Source organism: Altererythrobacter sp. MTPC7 (genome assembly GCF_042851395.1).
Lineage (GTDB): Bacteria > Pseudomonadota > Alphaproteobacteria > Sphingomonadales > Sphingomonadaceae > CAJXSN01.
On the sequence record NZ_BTGS01000012.1, the window covers coordinates 81646 to 100449 of the forward strand.

Here is an 18804-nt window from a genome sequence, read left to right on the forward strand (position 1 = left end):
GCCCGGCCCGGTGATACTCAGTAAACGCGCTTCTTCGGTTCGATATAGGTCGCGTCGTCGGTCAGCGTGTATTCGTGGACCGGGCGGTAATCGATCTTCATGTCGCCCTTGCCCGCGCCCTTCGCGCCGCCGCCCCAGCCATCGAACCAGGCGATGGTGTGCTTCATCCACTGCTTGTCGTCGCGCTCGGGATAATCCTCGTGCGCGTGGGCACCGCGGCTTTCCTTGCGGTTGTCGGCGCTCGCAATGGTGACGCTGGCCTGCGACATCAGATTGTCCAGCTCCAGCGTCTCGATCAGGTCGCTGTTCCAGATCAGGGAGCGGTCGGACACCTTGATGTCCGCCATCGTCAGATTGATCTCGGCCAGGTGCTTCTTGCCGGCTGCCAGCGTTTCCGTGTCGCGGAAAACGGCGCAATGCTTCTGCATCGTCTTCTGCATGTTCTCGCGGATGCGGGCCGTCGGCAGATCGCCATCGGCATGGCGGAAATGGTCGAGGCGGCCGAGCGCGAGGTCGCTGCTGTCCTTCGGCAGCGCGTCCTGCGAGGCGTTCGGGGTCAGCGTTTCCTTCAGGTGCAGGCCGGTCGCACGGCCGAACACGACAAGGTCGATCAGCGAGTTCGAGCCAAGACGGTTGGCCCCGTGCACCGACACGCAGGCCGCTTCGCCAACGGCGTAGAGGCCCGGCACGACCTTGTCCGGATCGCCTGCCACACCGACCACGACCTGGCCGTGATAGTTACACGGGATACCGCCCATGTTGTAATGTACGGTCGGCGTCACCGGCAGCGGCTGGCGGGTCAGGTCGACACCGGCAAAGATTTTCCCGCTTTCGGTAATGCCCGGCAGGCGTTCGGCCAGCACGTTCGGGTCGATATGGTCGAGATGGAGGTGGATGTGGTCCCCTTCCGCCCCGTGTCCGCGCCCCTCGCGCATTTCCAGCGCCATGGAACGGCTGACGACGTCGCGGCTGGCGAGGTCCTTTGCCGACGGGGCATAGCGTTCCATGAAACGCTCGCCTTCGGAATTGGTCAGGTAGCCGCCCTCGCCGCGTGCGCCTTCGGTGATGAGGACGCCCGCGCCGTAAATGCCGGTCGGGTGGAACTGCACGAACTCCATGTCCTGCAGCGGCAGGCCGGCACGCAGCACCATGCCGCCACCGTCGCCGGTGCAGGTATGCGCGCTGGTCGCGGTGTAATAGCAACGGCCATAGCCGCCGGTTGCCAGCACAACGGCCTGCGCCTTGAAGCGGTGGATCGTACCGTCGTCGAGGCACATCGCGATCACGCCGCGGCACACCTTGCCGTCGGGCGTATCTTCCATGATCAGGTCGAGCGCGAAATATTCGATGAAGAAGTCCGCGTCGTATTTCAGGCTCTGCTGGTAGAGCGCGTGGAGCATGGCATGGCCGGTACGGTCGGCGGCGGCGCAGGTGCGCTGCACCGGCGGCCCCTCGCCCATGTTCTGCATGTGGCCGCCGAACGGACGCTGGTAGATCGTGCCGTCCTTGTTACGGCTGAACGGGACGCCTGCATGCTCCAGCTCGTACACGGCCTGCGGCGCTTCGCGCGCGAGATATTCGATCGCGTCCTGGTCGCCCAGCCAGTCGGCGCCCTTCACCGTGTCGTACATGTGCCACGACCAGTGGTCGGGCGTGTTGTTGCCGAGGCTGGCCGCGATGCCGCCCTGCGCTGCGACCGTGTGGCTGCGCGTCGGGAAGACTTTCGAGATATTGGCGGTTTTCAGCCCCGCTTCGGCCGCGCCCATCGTGGCGCGCAGGCCGGAACCGCCGGCACCCACGACGACGACGTCGAACTGGTGCTCGATAATGGAGTAAGCGGGCGTGGTGTTCGTTTCGGTCGCCATCAGGCGGCTCCTCCAAGGGCGAGGCTCACGACACAGAAGATGCCGAAAACGCCGCCCGCAATGACAGCAAGGTTGAGAAGGGCGAGCACGGCGAATTTCGTGCCTGCCTCGTGGACATAATCTTCGATCAGGACCTGCAGGCCCAGCCGGGCGTGCCAGAATACGCTGATGATCAGCAGGACCATGGCCGCTGCGGAAACCGGCGCGGACAGCCATTCGGTGACCGTTGAATAGCTCATGTCGGGCATCAGCAGAATGCTGGCGATGAACCAGATCATCAGCACGACATTGCCGATCGCGGTGAAGCGCTGGATCAGCCAGTGATGCGCGCCTTCGTGGGCGCTGCCCAGACCGCGAACGCGGCCGATGGATGTACCGTTACCCATGGTGCGTGCCCCTTAGAAAAAGACGACCAGCGCCCAGAAGGCGGCGGTCAGGATGATGGCAATGACGGGCGACAGGATCGACCACAGCTTGTTCGTGTCGAGTTCGTACCCGGCCCCGATATCAAGGACGAAATGGCGCAGCCCGCTCATCATGTGGGTGAAGAATGCCCAGGTCAGCCCGACCAGCACAAGGTAGCCGATGGGCGAGGTCATCACCGCCTGGAAAAGGCCGTAGGCGTCCGGCCCGCTGGCCATGGCACCCAGCCACCACAGGAACACGGCCAGGCCGACGATCGCCATCCCGTCGCCGGTGATCCGGTGCAGGATGGAAACCAGCATGTGCGGCCCCCATTTCCAGATTTGCAGGTGCGGGGATAGCGGTCTGTTGGCCATGGCAATCGATCTTCTTCTTCGCGTGGCGCACGTCTGCGCGCGCGTGGATGTGACAGGTCTTGCATCGCCACTTAGCGAACCGTGCCATCCATGCAAGCAGGGCCTATGGCCATAGGGGCGGTTTTCCCGCGCGTTATGACCGAAACGGGCGGAAAGCTTCGCAGGCTGGCCTCGACAGGTGCGGCCCAGTCGTTAGGGAGGGATGCCATGACGACCATACTTCTGACAGGTTCCAGCAGGGGGATCGGCGCTGCCGCGCTTCGCGCCCTCGAAGGGCGCGGCTGCACGGTAATCGGCCACTCCACGCGCGGCGGGGACGGCATGATTGCCGCCGATTTCACCCAGCCCGGTGCGCCGCAAATGCTGCGGGAGGAAGCATTGGAGATCGCTGGCGGTTCGATCGACGTCGTCGTCAACAATGCGGGCCTGTTCGATCCCAATTCGCTGAACTCGGCAGACATACGCTGGCTCGACGCGTGGGAGGACACGCTGCGGATCAACCTCACATCGGCCGCACAGCTCAGCCGGTTCGCCGTGCAGCACTGGCTGGAGGCAGGCAGGCCGGGCCGCCTGGTCCATGTTGCCAGCCGTGCGGGGCATCGCGGCGATTCCCCGGCTCACTGGCACTATGCCGCGGCGAAAGGCGAGATGCTGGCCCTGCACAAGACCATTGCCCGCGCCCACGCCGCCGACGGAATCATGAGCTACGCCATCGCCCCCGGTTTTACCGATACGTCCATGGCGGGCGATTATCTCGCCAGCCGGGGCGGGCCGGACCTGCTGAAGGATATTCCGCTCGGCAAGGTGGCCGAGCCGGAGGAGATCGCCACCCTGATCGCCTTTTGCGCGCTCGACGCCCCGCCCAGCCTCACCGGCGCGACGCTGGACGCCAACGGCGCCAGCTACGTCAGGTAGGAACGGACTTTTATGCCAAGCTGGAAATACTCCATCCACGCCCCGAAAACGGTCGTCACCGATGCGCTGGCGATGCAGGAAATGGTGCTCGACTGGGATGCCGAGATCGTCGTCTCCGGCCGCGAAATTGCCGAGGACCGGCCCGACGACTGGGTGTTCGAGGCATGGCTGCCGCGTAAGCCGAACGCCGCCGACCGCATGGCACTGGGCGACCTGTTCACAGATGGCGCACCGCCCGCCGAGACCGAGAAGCTGGAGGAGGAGGACTGGCTCACGCTGAGCCAGCAGGGCGTCGACCCGATCCGTGCCGGGCCTTTCCATGTCCGCACGCCCGACCATCCTGCCCCGGACGACGGCTCGATCCCGCTCGTCATCCCGGCGAGCCAGGCATTTGGCACGGGCCAGCATGAAACGACCGCCGGTTGCCTCTCCATGATGGCCGCGATGCGGACACGCGGCGTGCGCCCCCGCGTCCTTGCCGATATCGGGACCGGAACCGGTCTGCTGGCTTTCGGCGCGATGGCGCTCTGGCCTTCGGCGCAGGCGACCGCATCGGATATCGATCCCGTGTGCGAGGACGTGGTGCTGGACAATGCGGCGACCAACGCCGTGCCCCTGGGATCGAAGGCAGGTGAGCTGCTCGTCCTGACTGCCGACGGGATGCACGATCCGCTGCTGGCAGCGCGCGGACCCTACGACCTGCTGGTGGCCAATATCCTGGCCCGGCCCCTGATCGAGATGGCACCCGACTTTGCCGGCAGCGTCGTGCCGGGCGGCCATATCGTCCTGGCCGGTCTTCTGGAGACGCAGGAGAAAGCCGTGCGCGCCGCTTACCTGCGCGCAGGGTTCCGTTTCGCAGGCCGCATCGTGAACGGCGACTGGTCGATCCTGTGGCTACGCAGGAGGCGTCACGTCTAGGACGCGCTTTCTGACGTCCCTCCGGTCACGCGCCCGTGATAGGCTGCGATGGCGCCGACGACTTCGTGCATCAGGTCCATGCGTTCGGGCACGGGCCGGGCCGTCCGCCCGATCATGACCGCGACCGAATACCGTTTGCCATCGGGCGCGGTCAGGATGCCGACATCGTTGTATCCGGCCTGCTCTGCCGGTCCGCCGACAGGCTTGGGGTCGAACACCTGCCCCGTCCCGGTCTTGTGGCCGATCGACCATTCGGGCGGCAATCCGCCCTTCAGCCGGTTCGGTCCGCTCTTCACATCGTCCAGCAGAGAGAGATAGGCATCGGTGCTGCCGCGCGACAGCAATTCGCCATTCGCCAGCTTCGCCAGCGCGCTGGCGATCGCCACCGGCTGCGCCCCGTCGACCGGGTCGGCGACATAGGCATCGAAGGCCGGTTTTCGCACGGCGTCCGGCACCTCGTCCCGTACCTCGAAGAAGGTCTTGCCGACGGAATAGCGCTGGTCCCACTCCAGCCCGGCAATCGCGGCCTGCATCCGCCGCTCGCCCGGACCGAAACGGATGCCCTCCAGCCCTTTCCGGCGAAGCACCGCCCGCACGGCGTCGGGGCCGCCTACGGCTTTCAGGACCATGTCGTTGGCTGTGTTGTCGCTTTCTGTCAGCGCGCGCCGGATGTAGTCGGCGTAATCGGTGGTGAAGCTGCCGTTTGCGACCACCTGCTTGCGCAGGGGCTGGTGGAACACGGTGAGGTCGGAGAAGGTCACCGTTGCGCGGTCTTCAAGGCCGAGTTTCCCATCGTCCGCCTGGTCGAAAGCGGCGAGCGCGACCCACAGCTTGCTCAGGCTTTGCTGTGGCAGCGCCTCCTCGCCATTGAAGTGGACGACTTCGCCTGTCTGCATGTCGGTCATCGCGATGCCGAGATAGCCGTCGAACGTGCTGCCGATTTCGAAGAACCGGTCATCCAGCCACTGCGCTTCGGCCGATAGCTCGTCGGTCACTTTCTCGGCGACTTCCTCTATCCGCTCTTCCAGCGACGGGGCGACTGCCTCCTCGCCGCCATCACCCACCGGACTGCAGGCGGCGGCGGGCAGGACAATTGCGGCCAGCAGGAGGAACCGGGCGGATCGTGCGGAAATAGCAGGGCTTTTAATCATCTGCCTTCCCTACCCGATCCGCAGCCGTTTTGTTCCGCAGCAGCCCCGCTGCTCCACAGATGGAACCCCTGCCCCCGCTCCCGCATTGCCGACACGAACCCACCTCTTGCCCGACAAAGAGAGCCTGCCATGACCCAGACGACACCCCGCACCCTTCTCATCACCGGCGCATCGTCCGGCATCGGAGCCGCCACGGCACGAGCCGCCTCGGCGAAGGGGTGGAATGTCGTCCTGCTCGCCCGGCGCAAGGACAGGCTGGAAGAACTGGCGGAAGAGATCGGCGACGGAGCGCTCGCCATCGAATGCGACGTGACCGACCGCAACGCGCTGCAATCGGCCATTGCGAAGACGACCGAAACTTACGGCGGGCTGGACGCGGTGTTCGCCAATGCCGGCAAGGGCGTGTCCAATCCCGGCGTCGAAAACGGCGATCCGGACGAGTGGCACGACATGATCCATCTCAACATCCTCGCCGTTCTCTACACCGCCCATGCCGCGTTGCCCGAACTGAAGAAGCGCAAGGGCATGTTCGTCGTCACCGGCAGCAAGGCCGGGCGCGAGCATTTCAAGGGCTCCATCTACAGTGCGACCAAGTGGTTCGTGCAGGGTTTCGCCGGGAACCTGGCCGAGGAAATGCGCGAATGGGGTGGACGCTGCACCGTCATCACGCCCGGCATGGTCAACACCGAATTCTTCGACGAGGCCAAGCCGACGAAGCTGCAGCCGGAGGATATTGCCGATGCCGTGGTCTTCGCCATCGAACAGCGCGAGACGTCCGACGTGCGCGAGATACACCTGATGCCGGCCGACTAGGCCGGATCCGCCAGCACCGCCTCGAGATGATCGAGTGCGGCCCTGGTGAACGCCTCCATATTCGCGATCCGGTCGTCACGGCCGGTCTGCGTCATGGCCGTCCATTCGCCGCCGGGCCCGGCAAGCGCTGCGCAGCTCTGCCCGGCCGGAGCACCGCTCGGATGGCTCGATCCGCCGACCGATCCGCTTTCCGCGATGCCCCAGTCGGCCCCGAAATTGTCGCGGATGGACCGCGCCTGCAGCAGCGCATACTCCTCGCTCGCCCCCCGCATCCCGCGATAGGCCTCGCGCGGCTTGGCGAACAAGACATCGCGGGCGCGCAGGGAATAGACCACCCCGCCCCCGACGAAGAAATCGAGCGCGCCCGGCACGGTCAGCAGCGATGCCGCGATCATGCCCCCGGTCGCGCCATCGGCCACGGCGATGGTCTCGCCGCGCTCCCGCAGCAATCCGGCAATGCGTAACGCCTGCGGGTGGAGTTCGGCCAGCATCAACCGGCCTTCGCCACCAGATCGGCCCAGCCTGCCTCGTCCATCACCTCGATGCCCAGTTCCTCCGCCTTCTTCAGTTTCGATCCGGCGCCCGGGCCTGCCACCAGCAGGTCCGTCTTGGCACTGACCGAACCGCTTGCCTTGGCGCCCAGCCTTTCGGCCTGCGCCTTGGCCTCGTCGCGGCTCATCGTTTCCAGCTTGCCGGTGAAGACGACCGTCTTGCCCGCGACGGGGCTGTCCAGCGTCTCGACCTCGAAACGCGGCGGCGAGACTTCGCTCAGCAGGTCGTCCCACACCGCGCGGTTGTGCTCCTCGTGGAAGAAGTCCCCCAGCGCCTCGACCACCGCGCTGCCGATGCCGTCGATATCGGTCAGCTCGGAAACCGCGCCCTCGTCTCCCGCACGCGCTTTCTCGGCAACGGCGCGAAGGGCGGGCAATTCGTGAAAATGCTTCATCAGGTCGCGCGCCGTGACGGCACCGATGTGCCGTATGCCGAGGCCGAAGAGCAGGCGAGCCGCGTCGGGCCGGCGCCGGTCTTCCACCGATGCCAACAGCTTGTCCACAGACCTTTCCTTCCAGCCATCGAGCGCGAGAATGTCGCCGCGACGCGCGCGCAGGCGGAAGATGTCGGCCGGGCTTTCCAGCCAGCCGAGGGCGAAGAACTGAGCGATCGTCTTCTCGCCCAGCCCGTCTATGTCGAGGGCTGCGCGGCTGACGAAATGTTTCAGCCTTTCCGTGCGCTGCGCCGGACAGATCAGACCGCCCGTGCAGCGCACATCGACCTCGCCCTCTTCCGCGACCGCTTCGCTGCCGCATTCCGGGCAGTGATCGGGAAAGCTGAAGGCCTCGCGCTTTTCCTCCGGCGTCAGATTGGCGACGACCTGGGGGATGACATCCCCGGCGCGCTGCACGCGGACCCTGTCGCCCGGCCGCACGCCCAGTCGCTCGATCTCGTCACGATTGTGCAGCGTCACATTGGTGACGGTCACGCCGCCGACCAGTACCGGCGCGAGCCTGCCGACCGGCGTCAGCTTGCCCGTCCGCCCGACCTGGATGTCGATTGCCTCCAGCACCGTTTCGGCCTTTTCCGCCGGGAACTTGCGCGCGATGGCCCAGCGCGGCGCCTTGGCCACGAAGCCCAAGCGTTTCTGCCAGTCCAGGCGGTCGACCTTGTAGACGACGCCGTCGATTTCATAAGGAAGATCAGGGCGCTGCTCGTTGATCTTCTCGTAATGTGCAAGCATCTGCTCCAGCGTTTCACACCGCGTGAAAAGCGGCGAGACCGGCACGCCCCAGCCTTCGATCCGGCGCACGACATCGACCTGCGTTTCCCCCGGCTCCGCCGAGGCCGCACCCCATCCATGGGCCCAGAATTTCAGCGGTCGTTTCGCCGTCACGCCTGCATCCTTCTGGCGCAGCGAACCGGCAGCGGCATTGCGCGGATTGGCGAACAGCTTCTCTCTTGCCTCTTCCTGCCGCGCATTCAGGGCGAGGAAGTCCGCCGCCGCCATGTAAACCTCGCCCCGGATCTCGAAAATGTCGGGACATTCGCCTTCAAGCGTCTGGGGAATATCGGGAATATGCGCCACGTTCGCGGTAACGTCTTCGCCCACTTGCCCATCGCCCCGGGTCGCGGCGCGGACGAGTTTTCCCTGTTCGTAGCGAAGAGAACAGGACAGGCCGTCGATCTTGTCTTCTGCCGTGAAGGCGATTGCCTCGTCCTCCCCCAGCGACAGGAAGCGCCGGACACGGGCTACGAAATCGGCGACTTCCTCGTCCGCGAACGCGTTGTCGAGGCTCATCATGCGAACCTCGTGCGTCACCTTGCTCAAGGGAGACGCAGCGACCGCATGGCCCACCTTCCGGCTGGGCGAATCGTCTCTCACAAGATGCGGAAACGCCTCCTCCAGTTCAGCATTCCGGCGGACCAGCGCATCATATTCCTGGTCCGTGATCTCGGGCTCGTCCTCGGCATGATACAGCCGGTCGTGCTTCGCGATCTGGCGAGCCAGCCGCATCAATTCGTTGGCGGCGTCGGCTTCGGTGGAAGAGGTCATCAACCTGGCCAATAAATCTTCGTGAGCGGAAGCAAACGCCGCCCATCTTGGTCAAGCCTGTCGTACTGTTCGACAATTGCCTTAGCCAGCTCATCGAGGGTCATTAAATGTGTGACAGTCGATGCTCGTTCCGCTTCGTATCGAGCATCTTTCGTAAAACCGCCCGTGCTGACGTAAAGACCGCGATCATCCGCATGTCGGCCACCGAGGAAGCTACGAATTTCCTGCGATCCCATCTGTCCGCGTCGGTGTTTCACCTCGACCACGATGCGAGGGCGTTCAAATCCAAATCCGTCGCGTGAGGCCACGATATCTTTGCCTCGATCCGGTCCTACTGCCGAAACTGAAGTTCGATAACCGAGTGCTCTCAATAACGATGCTACAAGCTCCTGCATATCGTCCCAGTCCAGCGAGTTGATGCGGTCCTTCACCCGCTCAAGTGCAAGCTCTTCGATATCGGCGAAAGGATCGACCACTTCTTCAAGTTCGGCTTCAGTTTGATCACCAGCCGAATGCGACTCTAACTCTCCCGCGAACACATGCGCGACTTCAGTCGCAGCATTGTGTGGCACCTTAAATAGTGTCAGAATTGCGCCCAGACTGTTTTTCGTGGTTGTCGATAACGCGTCACGTTCAACCGTTCCTCGCCAATTGACATGTCTGACGACTGGATGCTCAGGAATTCTCCCTAAAGCGAACGAAGCGTCGCTCAAAATTTCACCATAATGATAGAGCCGGGTTTGCGGAGCATATACCAGCACTAAGTCACCGATGTTCACCTCGTTCAAAAAACGCCAGTGCTGGCTGGCAGCGACGGAAATTTGTCGGTCGGTCATCAACGGATGCCGTGCCGAAACCAGAGCAGCGATCTCTTCCTTGGAAGCGCATGACACAAAGTCTGTGTCTGGATCCAACGCGACGGCGACAACACCCTCGTCCACGAATTCGTCAGTATAGCGACTGCCTCGGCCTGAGGTAATTTTCCAAGTCGTCATCACACCCCCTCCAGCAACCTGTCGGCCTGTGCCCTCGCCTCGTCCGTAACCTCGGCGCCCGAGAGCATTCGCGCGATTTCTTGCCGCCGCTGCGCCTCGTCGAGGCGGGCGACGCTGGTCTTCGTGACAGTGCCGGTGGACGATTTCGCGATCATGTAATGCGTGCGCCCACGGGCCGCGACTTGCGGGCTGTGCGTCACTGCAAGCAATTGCCCGTCCTGCGCCAGACGTGCCAGCCGTTCGCCGATGGCGCTGGCCACCGCGCCGCCGACACCGCGGTCGATCTCGTCGAAGATGACCGTCGCCGCCCCGCCCTGCTCTGCCAGCGCGACCTTCAGCGCGAGGATGAAGCGGGACAGTTCGCCGCCGCTCGCGATCTTGCCCAGCGGGGCGAAATCCGCACCGGGATTGGTTGCGATGAGGAATTCGACCGCATCCATTCCGTTTGCGCCCCACTTGTCTTCGGGCAGGATCTCGATCGCGGTGCGGAAACGCGCGGCGTCCAGTTTCAGCGGGGCGAGTTCGGCGGCAACGGCCTTGTCCAGCCGCGCTGCCGCCTTCAGCCGGGCGGCGTGAAGTTTCTCGGCAGCGCCGCGATAGGTCATGCCGGCTTCCCTGGCGGCCAGTTCCAGCGCATCCAGTTCCGCCTCCCCGCCCTCGATCGCATCGAGCGCGGCGCGAAAAGCGCGCATCTTTTCCGGCAGCTCGTCGACTTCGCAGCGATGCTTGCGGGCGAGAGCGCGCAGTTCGAACAATCGCGTCTCCGCCATGTCGAGCGCTTGCGGATCGTGGACCAGGGCCTCTGCCGCCGCGTTCAGCTTGTCCTCGGCCTCGCCCGCCTCGATCACTGCGCGGTCGAGCGCAGCCAGCGCCTCGGCCAGCAGCGGATGCTCCGGCCCCAGCCGGTCGAGCCTGCGGGCGGCGGACCGCATCGCGGCCAGCGGGGAATCGGACCCGTCCCAGACATGGCGCAATTCCTCCAGATCGCCGGCCAGCTTCTCGCCCTTCTGCATCAGGGCGCGCTGTTCCGCCAGGCGCGCTTCCTCGCCCGCCTGCGGTTCCAGCGCAGTCAGTTCGGCGAGATGGGCAACCAGCAGGTCTTCCTCCGCCTTCGCATCGTCGATGGCGGTGCGCGCGGCGGACAGCGCCTCGCTCGCCTGTCGCCAGCTTTCCCAGGCGCGCGCGACCCTGGCCGTATCGGCGCCGGCATACCGGTCGAGCAGGATGCGATGGCCGCGCGGATTGACCAGGCCGCGATCGTCGTGCTGGCCGTGCAGCTCCACCAGTGCCGCGCCGAGCGAGCGCAGCAGCGCCACGCCGACCGGCTGATCGTTGACGAAGGCCTTGGAACCGCCATCAGCCTTCACCTGGCGGCGAATGATCAGCGGCTCGCCCGGTTCGACCTCGATGTCGGCATCGTCCAGCGCATCCGTGATGAGCCGCGGCCAGTTGGCGAATTCGAAAGTCGCGGTGACGCTGGCCTTCGCCTCGCCGCCGCGCACCAGGCCACTGTCGGCCCTGTTACCGAGGACGAGGCCCAGCGCGTCGAGCAGGATCGACTTGCCCGCGCCCGTCTCCCCCGTCAGCACGCCCAGCCCGCGCCCGAAATCCAGGTCGAGCGCCTCGATAAGCACGATGTTGCGGATGGACAGTCTGGTCAGCATCGCGGCGGTCTATACCGCAGCAAATCGGGCGCGTCACCGAAAGGCGCGCGCCCGATTGTGCATTTCTTCACGAACGCAGTCCTTCCGGCTCGCCCGCTTCGCCAGCCGAAATGCCAGACACGGGATCGGCGCTGTCCAGGGCCGATTTCAGCACCAGATACCCGGCGACCGCCGCAATGGTGGAGCCGAGCAGCACGCCGAGCTTCACCGCGTCGACCTGCGCTGCACTGTCGAAGGCGAGATTGCCGATGAACAGGCTCATGGTGAAACCGATGGCGGCGAACAGCGATACGCCGTGCACCTGACGCCAGTTCACGCCTTCCGGCAGGCTGGCGAACCCGGCCTTCACCGCCAGCCAGCCAAAGCCGAGAATGCCCAGCTGCTTGCCCACGAGAAGCCCCAGAGCAATTCCCAGGGGAAGCGGCGCGAGGATATCCGCGGGGTCCACCCCGACAAGGCCGACCCCGGCATTGGCGAAACCGAAAATGGGAATGACAAGGAAGGCGACCCACGGGTGGAGCGCATGCTCCATGCGTTCCAGCGGACGCTCTCCATTGGCTGCAGCCATCGGCACGGCAGACGCCGCGGCAACCCCTGCGAGCGTGGCATGGACGCCCGATTTCAGGACGAACACCCACATCAGGATTGCCAGCAGGACATAGGGAATCGACGAGGCGACCCGCATCCGGCCGACCACCAGCATCAGGGCGAAGACGCCAGCGCCGAGGCCCAGCATGACCGTGTCGATGGTGCCCGAATAGAACAGCGCGATGATGGTGATTGCGCCGATATCGTCGATGATCGCGATGGCCAGCAGCAGAGCCTTCAGCGCGACCGGCACGCGCGGCCCCAGCAGGGCAAGGATGCCGAGCGCGAAGGCGATGTCCGTCGCTGCCGGGATGGCCCAGCCCGCCTGGTTGGCAGGCGAACCGTTATTGATCGCAAGAAACACGATGGCAGGCAGCACCATGCCGCCGATCGCGGCGGAAAGCGGGAGGGATGCCTTGTTCCAGCTCGACAACTGGCCGCCGAGTATCTCGCGCTTCACTTCCAGTCCGACGAGGAAGAAGAACACCGCCATCAGACCGTCATTGATCCAGAGCAGCAGCGGCTTGTCGATGACGAAGCTGCCGACGCCTGCAATGACCGGTGTATCGAGAAGACTTGTATATCCGCTCGCCAGCGGACTGTTGGCGACCACCAGCGCAAGAAGGGCTGCGGCGATCAGGGTGATGCCGCCTGCGCTTTCCTTCTGCAGGAAATCGCGCAGCATCGGGGCGATGGCCTTGACCGCGCGGGCCTTAACCATCGTCCGCCTCCCGGCGAGACGCATGCGCCTGCCGAACCATCGGCGTATCCTGCAGCGGGAAGAGGTTCGACCCGCCGGAGAATGCCCGCCCGGCGGGCTTGGCCGAAGGAGACGGGGGAAGCGGCGCCGCCATCTGGCGACCCGCAGCGGCGGGGGAATTGGATACAGGTTGGCGCATCACGGCAGGCTCCTCGATCGAGACAGAACGATCGGACCGCCGTGCGCGCCGGGTGCTGTGGGGGAGGGATTTTACCCGGCAGCGCATCGGCAATCCGATGCGGTCCGACATCACAGATGCCTTTCAACACCTGCCAGAGGGGCCCGGCCCGCAGGAATGTAATGCTGTAACCTGCCGGGGGTTCCCGGCACGGATACCCTTAACCGACAGTCGTGTCCGCCGCGTGACGCTGTACCAGGTCGTAGGCCTTGTCGTACCACTCGCTGCCCGGATAATTCGCACCCAGGACGGCCGCGTATTTCTTCGCCTCGGTGGGAACGCCCAGCGCCAGGCTGCTCTCGGTCAGGCGATAGAGAGCCTCTGCCGCGTGGCTGGTAGTCTGGTAGTTTTCGACCACGTTCTGGAACCGGATCTGCGAGGCCAGCCACTTGCCGGTCTTCTGGTAGAACCGGCCGACTTCCATTTCCTTGCCCGCGAGGTGATCGTTGACGAGGTCGATCTTCAGCCGCGCATCGGCGGCGTACTGCGTATCGGGATAGCGGCGCTGCACTTCGTTCAGCGCGGCAAGCGCCTGCTCCGTCGTCTTCTGGTCGCGGTGGATATCGTTGATCTGCTCGTAATAGCTGAGCGCGATCAGGTAGAATGCATAGGGCGCATCCTTGTTACCCGGATGGATCGTCAGGAAGCGCTGGGCGCTCTGGATCGCCTTGGTATAGTCCTGCCCGACATAATAGCTGAATGCGCTCATCAGCTGGGCACGGCGGGCCCACGGGCTGTAGGGATGCTGGCGCTCCACCTCGTCGAACAGCGGGGCGGCAATCCGGGCATTGCCCTGGTCCAGCCGCAGCTTCGCATTGGCATAAAGCGTCTCGACGTCGCGCGCGATGTAGGCGGTGTCGCCGACCTCGGTGCCACCTCCGCCGCCGAGCGACGCACAGGCAGACAGGGAAACGGCCAGCGTACCGGCGACGAGCGCGGTCTTGCCGCTGCGAAGGATGCGGGAGCGGGAAATCATGGGGCCAGCCTATAACCAGCGTCTGCGTGAACGCCAAGTGAAGTTACGTCACCCCGCCGCGGCGGCCGGGGATATCGCCTACCCGGGCGCGACCACGCCGCCATCCTCGGTTTCCGGCGCGTCCCACAGGAGATGGCGCCCTTCCAGCGAGACGAGGTTCTTCGCGCGGATGACCTCGCCCTTCGTCTTGTATCCCAGCAATTCGCTGGCATCGAGATGCGGGTTGACCACCATCACGCGCAGCTCCTCCGAAGTGAAGTCGGACAGGCCGCGTGCCTGCTCGACGCCCTTGGGATCGTAGATATGCAGAACGTCGCCGCGGGTGAAATCGCCATCGATCGACAGGATGTCCGACCGGCGGATGGCCCGGTCCCCGGCGGCGATCTCGGCGGCGACCTCTTCGCTGACGCCGAGGCTGCCTGCCATCTGCAACCGGTTGGCGATCCAACTTTCCCAGCCGGAGATCGGATCGGAATGCGCGATGAAACGGGTACATCTGCGTTCCCCGTCGAGCACGCTCGACAGCGGGCGATCCGCCTCGCCATGCGCGATATAGGTCGTGCAGCCTGCCTCTTGCGCCATGTTGGCAGCCATCAGCTTGGTGGTCATACCGCCCGTGCCGAGCGAGCTGACACCCCTGGTCGCTTCCATGTAAGGTGACACTTCCGTCACTTCCTCGATCAGCTTCGCGCCTTCCTCGTCCGGGTGGCGGTCGTAGAGGCCGTCGACCTCGGTCAGGATGATGAAATCCTTCGCATCGGTCATCTGCGCGACCTTGGCTGCCAGGCGATCATTGTCGCCCACACGGATTTCCTCCGTCGTGATCGTGTCGTTCTCGTTCACGATGGGCATGATGCCCGCTTCCAGCAGGCGATTGACCGTGTTGCGGGTGTTGAGGAAGCGCCGGTGATCCTCGAAATCGCCGAGCGTCAGCAGGATCTGCGCGATCTCGAACCCGTATTCGTGGCCCACCTGCTTGTAGACGTTGAGCAGCACCGGCATCCCGCAGGCAGCAGCCGCCTGCTTGTCGCTGACGCCGGCGGTCTCCGGCGTTTCCCCTACCTTCTTCAAACCGAGAGCCACGGCGCCGGAGCTGCACAGAATGACATTGGTGCCCCGTTCGCGCAGCCTGGCAATGTCTTCCAGCAGGCGCTGGAGAAACCCGAAGCGCGGCGTGAGGGAATCGCTGTTCGCGATGAGGGTGGAGCCGATCTTGACGACGACGTTACGTTGGGCAGCCAATGTAAAATCCTGTATGTTGCACTGCGGCATCATGGGCGCGCAGCCTTGAAAAATCTCGCCCCGCCATGTAGGTGAAACGAGGCATACTACAAGGATAGATTAAACCGATTTCCCCTGACACATCGCTTCGTCGCGGGGAACCGATCCATCCAAATTCAGTTCACGAAAAGTCTCCTTGGCAGGAGATGAATTCAAGACATTCGAGGTATAACTTATTACTAAAAACGTATTACTTATCGGTTGCGGTAAGATGGGCAGCGCTTTGCTTGAATACTGGAAGCAAGGCGACGAACAATTCACAATCGTCGATCCCGGCCTGATGCAGGCCCCGGACGGGGTTCGTCTTTTCCAGGAAAGATCCTCCCTTTCGGATGAGCGTTTCGACGTCGTCATCGTCGCAACAAAACCACAGATTATCGGCGACGTGCTACCCGATTATGTCGCCCACCTGGCGGACGGCGGTTACGTCCTTTCGATTGCGGCCGGTGCTTCCATCGACCGCATATCCGGTCTGCTGGACGGCGCACCCGTCATTCGCGTGATGCCGAACCTTCCCGCCGCCATCGGCCAGGGGGTGAGCGGCATCTGCGCGAGCCCCGATACCGCCACCGATCACCTGCGCCACGCGCAGTCCATGATGGACCGGACGGGCACGGCCATCGTCGTGGACGGGGAAGACCAGCTCGACCGCGTGACCGCGGTCGCCGGATCCGGTCCCGGCTACATCTTCGAGATGGCCCGCGCCTATGTCGAAGCGGCCAAGGGCATGGGCTTCACCGATGAGCAGGCGCGCGACCTGGTCCTCGGCACCATGGCGGGCACGGTCGCCATGGCACAGGACCAGTCGGACAGCACGCTGGGAGATCTTCGCAATTCCGTCACCAGCAAGGGCGGGACCACCGCTGCCGGACTGGATGCGCTCAACGGCGACGGCACCATGTCGCGCCAGTTCGAAGCCTGTCTCGCCGCAGCCTATGAACGCGCGGTGGAACTGCGCTGAACGGCGCAGCGATCACGACATTTCTCGCCGGAGCAGCGGAACGCGCGCACGAACCAGATATTGAGGTAGATATGAACGACCAGACCCTAGACCCGCAAATCCACATCCACGAACTCGGCACGAAGGCCCGCGACGCGGCCCGCGCTCTGCTGTCTGCCAGCACCGAGGCGAAGAACACCGCCCTGCACGCAGCCGCGAAGGCGCTGCGCGACCAGTCCTCCGCCATCATCACCGCCAACGACAAGGACGTTGCCAGCGTCGAGGGGAAGAAGCCCGAAAGCTTCATCGACCGCCTCCGCCTCAATGAAGAACGGATCGGGGGCATGGCCTCCGCGCTGGAGGAAATCGCCGAACTGCCCGATCCGGTGGGCCGCAAGCTGGCTACGTTCGAGCGGCCCAACGGCCTTGTCATCGACCGGGTGGCCGTGCCCATCGGCGTGATCGGCATGATCTACGAAAGCCGCCCGAATGTTGGCGCCGATGCCAGCGCGCTGTGCCTGAAGAGCGGCAATGCCGTGATCCTGCGCGGGGGTAGCGAGAGCCGCCACTCCTCCCGCGTCATCGTCGACTGCATGCAGCAGGGACTGGAAGCCGCGGGCCTTCCCCGCAACGCCGTCCAGACGGTGCAGACCACCGACCGCGCCGCCGTGGCCGAACTGCTGAGGGCGGACAAGTTCGTAGACCTCGTGATCCCGCGCGGCGGGCGCGGCCTCGTTGAACTGGTGCGCGACCAGGCGAGCGTCCCCACCCTCCTCCACCTCGACGGCAATTGCCACAGCTACGTCCACGAAAGCGCCGACCTCGACAAGGCTGCGACCATCATCCGCAACGCAAAGCTGCGCCGGACCGGCGTATGCGGCGCAACGGAGAGCATCGTCGTCGACCGGGCCGTGGCCGAAGACTTCGTCCCCCGCCTTGCCGAGATCATGGGCGAGGATTGCGAACTGCGCGGCGACGAGGCAGCGGTCGGCATCGACAGCCGGATCAAGCCTGCGACCGACGCCGACTGGAACACCGAATATCTCGATCCCATCGCTTCCGTGAAGATCGTCGACGGCCTGGATGAAGCCATCGACTGGGTCGATCGCCACAGCTCGCACCACACCGATGCCATCATGGCGGAAGACGACGCCGCGGCGCAGGCTTTCATGACCGCGATCGACAGCGCCATCGTGATGCGCAACGCCTCCACCCAGTTTGCCGATGGCGGCGAGTTCGGCATGGGCGCGGAGATCGGCATCGCCACCGGCAAGATGCACGCCCGCGGCCCCGTGGGGCTGGAGCAGCTTTGCAGCTTCAAATACCTCGTCCACGGCGACGGACAGACGCGGCCGTAAGCGACAAGTCAGCGCGCGAAGGGTTGTCCGGCGGGCAACCCTATTCGCTGTCCTACAGGGTCCGTGATGTGCTTCATCCGGGCGGATGAGCGACGCACCCGAACACTCCGCCACTCTCCCCGATCGCCTTCCCGGGCGTATCGCCAGCTTCACCCCCGTGCCCCGCAAGGTGGACCGCAGCAACGGGTGGAAGCCCGAGGTGCAACGCGCCTTCATCGAGGCGCTGGCCGACACCGGCTCCGTCGCGTCCGCCTGCAAGCAGGTGCGCCGCAGCACGGTCGGCGCATATTACCTGCGCCGCCAGCCCGGGGCGGAGGAGTTCGCCGCCGCCTGGACCGCCGCCGTCGACCTGGGGATGCAGCGGGTCGAAGACGTCGCCATGGACCGCGCGCTGAACGGGGTGGAAGTGCCGGTCTATTCCTATGGCGAGCTGGTCGGCAGCCGCACGGTCTATAACGACCGCCTGCTGATGTTCATGCTGAGGAACCGCGCACCGGACCGCTTCACGGAAGGCCGGGCGAAAGGCCTGAACGCCGTCGGCAAGATGGAGATGGCGCGGCTGAAGAAGCAGTGGCGCGCCGAATGCAGGAAGGAATGGGAGGACGAACGCCGCGTCACGCTGGAAAGCGAGGACGCCGTGCTGGACGCGATCGACGCGAAACTCGACGCGGCGCGCGAGAAGCACCTGAGCCTGATGAGCCCCCGCGCCCGCACCCTGCTGGAAGCGCACGAGGCGCAGCTGGATGAGGACGAGGCGAACGGCTACTGCGCCTATCACGACCCGGAGCATGAGTTGTTCGTGGGGAAGAAGGGTGAGTAGACCGATGAAGCGAGGGTGCGGCGGTTGAAGGATGAGCGGTGGAATTAAACCACAGTGTCAATTTCGCGCACTCATTCTCGCTTGATTGACTTTCCACACATCTGTGGCTTTATCGCCTTCAAATTTGTGGACGGGGGTCGAATTGGAAAACTTCTTTGCGCAATATGGTAGCGAAATCATTTCCGGAGTAATCGGAGCCATCTCTGGGTCAATTCTGACCCTGAACGTTACGAAAAATAGAGACTCCAATAGGGT

The 18804-nt window shown here is 64.5% G+C and carries 19 protein-coding genes; 6 read left to right on the forward strand and 13 right to left on the reverse strand.

What is annotated here, in order from left to right; translation table 11 throughout:
• Positions 1 to 17: 17 nt before the first annotated feature.
• Genes sdhA through sdhC form a run of 3 tightly spaced genes read right to left on the reverse strand, consistent with a single transcriptional unit; the run spans position 18 to position 2644 of the window.
• Positions 18 to 1865 (reverse strand): succinate dehydrogenase flavoprotein subunit, encoded by a 1848-nt coding sequence (gene sdhA, locus ACGHJ7_RS11440; protein ID WP_390477660.1) that lies wholly within the window; start codon positions 1863 to 1865, stop codon positions 18 to 20.
• A complete protein-coding gene (sdhD, locus tag ACGHJ7_RS11445) occupies positions 1865 to 2251 on the reverse strand; it encodes a succinate dehydrogenase, hydrophobic membrane anchor protein (RefSeq protein WP_390477663.1) in 387 nt (128 codons plus the stop codon). The genes sdhA and sdhD overlap by 1 nt, the downstream gene beginning before the upstream one ends.
• 12 nt (positions 2252 to 2263) lie before the next feature.
• Positions 2264 to 2644: a succinate dehydrogenase, cytochrome b556 subunit gene (gene sdhC / locus ACGHJ7_RS11450; RefSeq protein WP_390477666.1), complete on the reverse strand. Its 381-nt coding sequence runs from the start codon at positions 2642 to 2644 to the stop codon at positions 2264 to 2266.
• A gap of 207 nt (positions 2645 to 2851) precedes the next feature.
• On the opposite strand from sdhC, the gene ACGHJ7_RS11455 reads away from it, so the two are divergent.
• Both ACGHJ7_RS11455 and ACGHJ7_RS11460 read left to right on the forward strand, forming a co-directional pair.
• Entirely contained in the window at positions 2852 to 3559 is a 708-nt protein-coding gene (locus ACGHJ7_RS11455) for an SDR family NAD(P)-dependent oxidoreductase (protein WP_390477669.1), read from the forward strand.
• Positions 3560 to 3571: 12 nt separating this feature from the next.
• Entirely contained in the window at positions 3572 to 4477 is a 906-nt protein-coding gene (locus ACGHJ7_RS11460) for a 50S ribosomal protein L11 methyltransferase (RefSeq protein ID WP_390477672.1), read from the forward strand.
• On the opposite strand, the gene ACGHJ7_RS11465 is transcribed toward ACGHJ7_RS11460, so the two are convergent.
• Entirely contained in the window at positions 4474 to 5628 is a 1155-nt protein-coding gene (locus ACGHJ7_RS11465; protein ID WP_390477674.1) for a serine hydrolase, read from the reverse strand. The two genes, ACGHJ7_RS11460 and ACGHJ7_RS11465, sit on opposite strands and share 4 nt — an antisense overlap.
• Positions 5629 to 5757: 129 nt before the next feature.
• Here ACGHJ7_RS11465 and ACGHJ7_RS11470 point away from each other — a divergent pair, with 129 nt between their 5' ends.
• Positions 5758 to 6441 carry an SDR family oxidoreductase gene (locus ACGHJ7_RS11470; protein WP_390477677.1) on the forward strand — a complete coding sequence of 228 codons (684 nt, stop codon included), beginning with the start codon at positions 5758 to 5760 and terminating at the stop codon, positions 6439 to 6441.
• Here the strand turns inward: ACGHJ7_RS11470 and ACGHJ7_RS11475 are convergent.
• The 8 genes from ACGHJ7_RS11475 to proB all read right to left on the reverse strand — a co-directional run bounded on the left by ACGHJ7_RS11475 (position 6438) and on the right by proB (position 15392).
• The gene (locus tag ACGHJ7_RS11475) at positions 6438 to 6932 is read right to left on the reverse strand and encodes a CinA family protein (protein ID WP_390477679.1); all 495 of its coding nucleotides are present in this window, start codon (positions 6930 to 6932) and stop codon (positions 6438 to 6440) included. The two genes, ACGHJ7_RS11470 and ACGHJ7_RS11475, sit on opposite strands and share 4 nt — an antisense overlap.
• Positions 6932 to 8989: an NAD-dependent DNA ligase LigA gene (ligA, locus tag ACGHJ7_RS11480; protein ID WP_390477682.1), complete on the reverse strand. Its 2058-nt coding sequence runs from the start codon at positions 8987 to 8989 to the stop codon at positions 6932 to 6934. The genes ACGHJ7_RS11475 and ligA overlap by 1 nt, the downstream gene beginning before the upstream one ends.
• Positions 8989 to 9984 carry a restriction endonuclease gene (locus tag ACGHJ7_RS11485; protein ID WP_390477685.1) on the reverse strand — a complete coding sequence of 332 codons (996 nt, stop codon included), beginning with the start codon at positions 9982 to 9984 and terminating at the stop codon, positions 8989 to 8991. The genes ligA and ACGHJ7_RS11485 overlap by 1 nt, the downstream gene beginning before the upstream one ends.
• Positions 9984 to 11648 carry a DNA repair protein RecN gene (recN, locus tag ACGHJ7_RS11490; protein WP_390477688.1) on the reverse strand — a complete coding sequence of 555 codons (1665 nt, stop codon included), beginning with the start codon at positions 11646 to 11648 and terminating at the stop codon, positions 9984 to 9986. The genes ACGHJ7_RS11485 and recN overlap by 1 nt, the downstream gene beginning before the upstream one ends.
• Positions 11649 to 11715: 67 nt before the next feature.
• Positions 11716 to 12957 (reverse strand): Na+/H+ antiporter NhaA, encoded by a 1242-nt coding sequence (nhaA, locus tag ACGHJ7_RS11495; protein WP_390477690.1) that lies wholly within the window; start codon positions 12955 to 12957, stop codon positions 11716 to 11718.
• Complete coding sequence (locus ACGHJ7_RS11500) at positions 12950 to 13135, reverse strand: hypothetical protein (protein ID WP_390477693.1); 186 nt, start codon at positions 13133 to 13135, stop codon at positions 12950 to 12952. The genes nhaA and ACGHJ7_RS11500 overlap by 8 nt, the downstream gene beginning before the upstream one ends.
• A 199-nt stretch (positions 13136 to 13334) precedes the next feature.
• A complete protein-coding gene (locus ACGHJ7_RS11505) occupies positions 13335 to 14150 on the reverse strand; it encodes an outer membrane protein assembly factor BamD (protein WP_390477695.1) in 816 nt (271 codons plus the stop codon).
• Positions 14151 to 14228: 78 nt separating this feature from the next.
• Positions 14229 to 15392, reverse strand: a complete 1164-nt coding sequence (gene proB, locus ACGHJ7_RS11510; protein ID WP_390477697.1) for a glutamate 5-kinase — start codon at positions 15390 to 15392, stop codon at positions 14229 to 14231.
• A 235-nt stretch (positions 15393 to 15627) separates the two neighbouring features.
• Here proB and ACGHJ7_RS11515 point away from each other — a divergent pair, with 235 nt between their 5' ends.
• The 3 genes from ACGHJ7_RS11515 to ACGHJ7_RS11525 all read left to right on the forward strand — a co-directional run bounded on the left by ACGHJ7_RS11515 (position 15628) and on the right by ACGHJ7_RS11525 (position 18549).
• Positions 15628 to 16392 (forward strand): pyrroline-5-carboxylate reductase family protein, encoded by a 765-nt coding sequence (locus tag ACGHJ7_RS11515; RefSeq protein ID WP_390477714.1) that lies wholly within the window; start codon positions 15628 to 15630, stop codon positions 16390 to 16392.
• A gap of 71 nt (positions 16393 to 16463) precedes the next feature.
• On the forward strand, positions 16464 to 17729 hold the full coding sequence (locus ACGHJ7_RS11520; protein ID WP_390477700.1) for a glutamate-5-semialdehyde dehydrogenase: 1266 nt from the start codon (positions 16464 to 16466) through the stop codon (positions 17727 to 17729).
• Between the two features lie 85 nt (positions 17730 to 17814).
• Entirely contained in the window at positions 17815 to 18549 is a 735-nt protein-coding gene (locus ACGHJ7_RS11525; RefSeq protein WP_390477702.1) for a hypothetical protein, read from the forward strand.
• A 57-nt stretch (positions 18550 to 18606) separates the two neighbouring features.
• Here ACGHJ7_RS11525 and ACGHJ7_RS11530 read toward each other — a convergent pair.
• A partial coding sequence (locus ACGHJ7_RS11530) for a hypothetical protein (protein ID WP_390477705.1) occupies positions 18607 to 18804 on the reverse strand: 198 nt, incomplete at its 5' end.

Coding starts and splice junctions, on each gene's coding strand:
- sdhA (WP_390477660.1), bottom strand. CDS start 1,865: ATGGCGACCGAAACGAACACCACGCCCGCTTACTCCATTATCGAGCAC.
- sdhD (WP_390477663.1), bottom strand. CDS start 2,251: ATGGGTAACGGTACATCCATCGGCCGCGTTCGCGGTCTGGGCAGCGCC.
- sdhC (WP_390477666.1), bottom strand. CDS start 2,644: ATGGCCAACAGACCGCTATCCCCGCACCTGCAAATCTGGAAATGGGGG.
- ACGHJ7_RS11455 (WP_390477669.1), top strand. CDS start 2,852: ATGACGACCATACTTCTGACAGGTTCCAGCAGGGGGATCGGCGCTGCC.
- ACGHJ7_RS11460 (WP_390477672.1), top strand. CDS start 3,572: ATGCCAAGCTGGAAATACTCCATCCACGCCCCGAAAACGGTCGTCACC.
- ACGHJ7_RS11465 (WP_390477674.1), bottom strand. CDS start 5,628: ATGATTAAAAGCCCTGCTATTTCCGCACGATCCGCCCGGTTCCTCCTG.
- ACGHJ7_RS11470 (WP_390477677.1), top strand. CDS start 5,758: ATGACCCAGACGACACCCCGCACCCTTCTCATCACCGGCGCATCGTCC.
- ACGHJ7_RS11475 (WP_390477679.1), bottom strand. CDS start 6,932: ATGCTGGCCGAACTCCACCCGCAGGCGTTACGCATTGCCGGATTGCTG.
- ligA (WP_390477682.1), bottom strand. CDS start 8,989: ATGACCTCTTCCACCGAAGCCGACGCCGCCAACGAATTGATGCGGCTG.
- ACGHJ7_RS11485 (WP_390477685.1), bottom strand. CDS start 9,984: ATGACGACTTGGAAAATTACCTCAGGCCGAGGCAGTCGCTATACTGAC.
- recN (WP_390477688.1), bottom strand. CDS start 11,648: ATGCTGACCAGACTGTCCATCCGCAACATCGTGCTTATCGAGGCGCTC.
- nhaA (WP_390477690.1), bottom strand. CDS start 12,957: ATGGTTAAGGCCCGCGCGGTCAAGGCCATCGCCCCGATGCTGCGCGAT.
- ACGHJ7_RS11500 (WP_390477693.1), bottom strand. CDS start 13,135: ATGCGCCAACCTGTATCCAATTCCCCCGCCGCTGCGGGTCGCCAGATG.
- ACGHJ7_RS11505 (WP_390477695.1), bottom strand. CDS start 14,150: ATGATTTCCCGCTCCCGCATCCTTCGCAGCGGCAAGACCGCGCTCGTC.
- ACGHJ7_RS11520 (WP_390477700.1), top strand. CDS start 16,464: ATGAACGACCAGACCCTAGACCCGCAAATCCACATCCACGAACTCGGC.
- ACGHJ7_RS11525 (WP_390477702.1), top strand. CDS start 17,815: ATGAGCGACGCACCCGAACACTCCGCCACTCTCCCCGATCGCCTTCCC.